4 protein-coding genes and 1 pseudogene are annotated in these 3,436 nt (G+C 66.7%); 4 read left to right on the forward strand and 1 reads right to left on the reverse strand.

What is annotated here, in order from left to right:
- From ACIQ42_RS17285 to ACIQ42_RS17295, 3 genes are all read left to right on the forward strand, one after another.
- On the forward strand, positions 1-615 hold a 615-nt coding region (locus ACIQ42_RS17285; RefSeq protein ID WP_397423473.1), incomplete at its 5' end, for a KamA family radical SAM protein.
- 202 nt (positions 616-817) lie between these two features.
- Positions 818-2,305, forward strand: coding sequence for a murein L,D-transpeptidase (locus ACIQ42_RS17290; RefSeq protein ID WP_397423474.1), 1,488 nt, complete (start codon positions 818-820; stop codon positions 2,303-2,305).
- Between the two features lie 9 nt (positions 2,306-2,314).
- The gene (locus ACIQ42_RS17295; protein WP_397423475.1) at positions 2,315-2,587 is read left to right on the forward strand and encodes a hypothetical protein; all 273 of its coding nucleotides are present in this window, start codon (positions 2,315-2,317) and stop codon (positions 2,585-2,587) included.
- A gap of 8 nt (positions 2,588-2,595) precedes the next feature.
- Here ACIQ42_RS17295 and ACIQ42_RS17300 read toward each other — a convergent pair whose 3' ends face one another.
- Entirely contained in the window at positions 2,596-3,120 is a 525-nt protein-coding gene (locus ACIQ42_RS17300) for a DUF882 domain-containing protein (RefSeq protein ID WP_397423476.1), read from the reverse strand.
- A 217-nt stretch (positions 3,121-3,337) separates the two neighbouring features.
- Here ACIQ42_RS17300 and ACIQ42_RS17305 point away from each other — a divergent pair.
- Positions 3,338-3,436 (forward strand): annotated as a pseudogene (locus tag ACIQ42_RS17305) (hypothetical protein); the annotation flags it as partial.

Here is a 3,436-nt window from a genome sequence, read left to right on the forward strand (position 1 = left end):
CCAGAAATCTGGGAGGTGATCATCACCGGGGGCGACCCGCTGATCCTCTCACCCCGGCGGCTCCGCGATCTGGGGCAGCGGTTGGCCGCCATCGCGCACGTCAGGATCGTGCGGTTTCACACCCGCGTGCCGGCGGTCGACCCAGCGAGCATCACAGACGAACTGGTCGCCGCGCTGAAGTCTTCGGGCAAGACCACCTGGGTCGGGCTTCACGCCAATCATCCGGATGAGCTGACCCCCGCGGCGGCGGCGGCCTGCGCGCGCGTTGTCGATGCGGGAATCCCCATGGTCAGCCAGACCGTGTTGCTGAAGGGCGTGAACGACAATCCGGCAACGCTCGAGGCCCTGATGCGGCGGTTTGTCGAGCTACGGATCAAGCCCTACTACCTGCATCATCCCGACCTCGCGCCGGGCACCGGGCACTTCCGGACCACCTTCGAGGAGGGTCAGGCGTTGATGCGGGATCTGAACGGGCGGGTCTCGGGCCTGTGCCAGCCGACCTACATCCTGGACATCCCGGGAGGTCACGGAAAGGCGCCGGTCGGCCCCTGCTACCTGGGACCGGAAGGGGTGACAGATCCCAAGGGGCGGACCCACAGATATCCGCCTGCCTGACGGGCTCGCTGTGGCGGGAATGCTACGCTCCCGGGTCCATGGTGTGTGACCATATCGACACTGTCAGCGGGTAAGCTCAGATATATATGGATCCGCGAGTCGTGGGCGCGCGTAGAACCATATTGCCAGGCGCTGCGTCGCTGGGTTTTGTCGAGGAGGGCCGGGAAAGATCATGGGTGGGCGTGGGTTGGCAGGCGAACGCGTGGCGCGCGGTCTTGCCCTGGCCGCACTGGCGCATCTGGTGGTTTTCAGCTCTGCGATTGCGCAGCCCGTAACGCCGCCCGCAGCGGCTCCGGCCTTACAGGCGGTTGTCCCGCCGCCGCCGCCGCCGGTGGTCATCCCCGAGCTGACGCCAGCCCAGACGCAGACCGCGATCCGGGTGTTGCAGGCGGCTGATCTCCACGGGCTCCAGCCCAAGGCCTATTTGCCGGACGGGGTCTCCGGCGCACTCTCGCCAACCCAGCAAAGCGCGCTGACCGAAGGGTTGCTGGACTACGCGCGCGACGTCCGGATCGGACGTATGGCGCCGGAAGATTTCCCGGATGCCTGGGCCGTCCGCCCGGCCGCCTATGATCCCACCGCCGATCTGGCCCAGGCGCTGGGTGAGGATCGCCTGCAGGCCTGGCTCGACAGCCTGCCGCCGCGCTATTCGGGCTATGCGGCGCTGAAACGTGGCCTCGCGCGCTACCGCGACATTGCGGTCTCCGGGGGCTGGAAGACGCTGCCTGCCGGCAAGCCGATGGGCCTCGGATCCACCGATCCCAGGGTTGCAGCGTTGCGGGTGCGGCTGGCGGCCGAGGACCCGCAAGCGCTGGTCGTGGGCGCCGCCGTTCTCGACAAACCCCTGCAGGAAGCTGTGCAGCGGGCCCAGCGCCGGTTTGGCCTGAAGCCCGATGGGGTTGTCGGGCGCGACTTGCTGTCGCATCTGAACCAGCCGGTCGGCCAACGGGTGCTGCAGATCATCGCCAATATGGAGCGCTGGCGCTGGATGCCATCGACCATGCCCGCCACCCGGGTGCAGGTGAACGCGGGCGCCGCGGTGGTCACCCTGTTCCGCGATGACAAGCCGGTGATGTCCATGAAGGCGGTTTCGGGCCGCCCGGGTGATGAGACGCCGATGCTGGTCTCGTCGATCCACAGCGTGGTGATCAATCCGCCGTGGAACGTGCCCTACAGCATCGCGGATCGGGAGCTCTGGCCCAAGGAAAAGGCCAGTCCCGGCTATCTGGCGCGCAACGGCTACCGGATCATCGACGTACCCGGCGGCAAGCCGCGTCTGCAGCAGGCGTCCGGCGACGAGAGCGCGCTGGGACGGTTCAAGTTCGACTTCGACAACCCCTTCGCCGTCTATCTGCACGATACACCGGCCAAGGGCGGCTTTGATCTATTCGCACGTCAGGCCAGTCACGGCTGCGTGCGGCTTGAAAAGCCCCGGGCGCTGGCCGAGGCCCTGCTTGAGGGAAACTCGACCTGGACGCCGGACGCCATCGACACCCAGTTGCTGGGCGACAAGACGGTGCGCGCGCGCCTGACGGCGCAGGTACCGGTGTTCATCTTTTACTGGACCACCTTCGCGGGGGCCGACGGCCAGATGCACTTCCGGACCGATCCCTACAATTGGGACCGTGACCTGTTGCAGCGTGTGGGGGTGCTGTCGGCGCCGGCAAAGCCGCCCCCGGCCAAGGTGTAGGAGGCCGAGATGCTGAAAACTGTACTCTGGATCGCATCGGCCTGCGCGGCGGTGTTGCTGGCGCTGGCGGTTAGTCGCTGGTTGCAGTTCGATGCGCCCGCCGAACCCAGGCCCGCGCCCCAGATTATCGAGGAACCCGTCGCACCGCCGATGGTCGTGCCTCCGCCCCCGCCGCTTGAGGCTGCGCCGGTCAGGACGCCGGAAGAGGTCCAGATCGAGGAAGACGCCGCCGCCACGGGTATGACGACGGTGGAGCCGGAGCCTTCGCCGCCCGCAAACTGATCAGTGAGCTACGCCCCTCGCCACTGGCGAACCCGGCCTGTGTCCACGTGGACGAAGTTTGAGCGGGGATAGTAACCGACGCCGCCGGCGGCCAGATCGAGCGCGGCACTGCGCAGGTTTGACAGCTCCACGCCTTCAATCCGCACGTCGATCGCCTTACCCAGCACATGCTGGCTGTTTTCGGCTACGCCGCTGCTGCGGCGGTTCAGCGTGGCGTTGGTCTTTGGCGAGCGATATCCGGAGATCACCTGGAAGGGGCGGGGGCTTTCCAGCCTGTCCCGGATAGCGTGCAAGGCATCGAACAGCGTGGGGTCGATGAAGCGCTCCTCTCCGGTACGCCAGTCGCGCATGACCCGGGTCGCCTCTGCCAGGGCGTCGGGCAGATAGCTGCCGTTGGCGTAGTAGACCTCGTTGAAGGCTTCGCCGGTATGCAGATTGTCCAGGATCGCGCGGCGCGGTTCCCAGATGTCCAGTTGCCGGGCCCAGGCTGGCGCGGCGATAGCAGTGAGGCCGACCGCGGCCCCGAACGTCATAACGTCTCTTCGGCGGACGAGGTTGGGCATTGAGCCTCCGGGCCGTCTTCGGGAGCCCGCAAAATGGCGTCGCAATCCTAGACGTCAACCCCACAAGTCCGTGAGTGCGACATCGCGCCGCTGTTGCTTCTTTTCGCGCCTTGCGTTGCACCGGCGGCCTCGCGCCGCTATCTCCTCGGCCGAACTCAAGCACATTCGAGAGCGAGCCGGACGCCCCATGGCGCAGCAATACATTTACCAGATGCAGGGCCTGACCAAGGCCTACCCGGGCGGCAAGAAGGTGTTCGAGAACATCTGGCTGTCCTTCTATTCCGAC

It is taken from the genome of Phenylobacterium sp. (assembly GCF_044372605.1).
GTDB lineage: Bacteria > Pseudomonadota > Alphaproteobacteria > Caulobacterales > Caulobacteraceae > Phenylobacterium.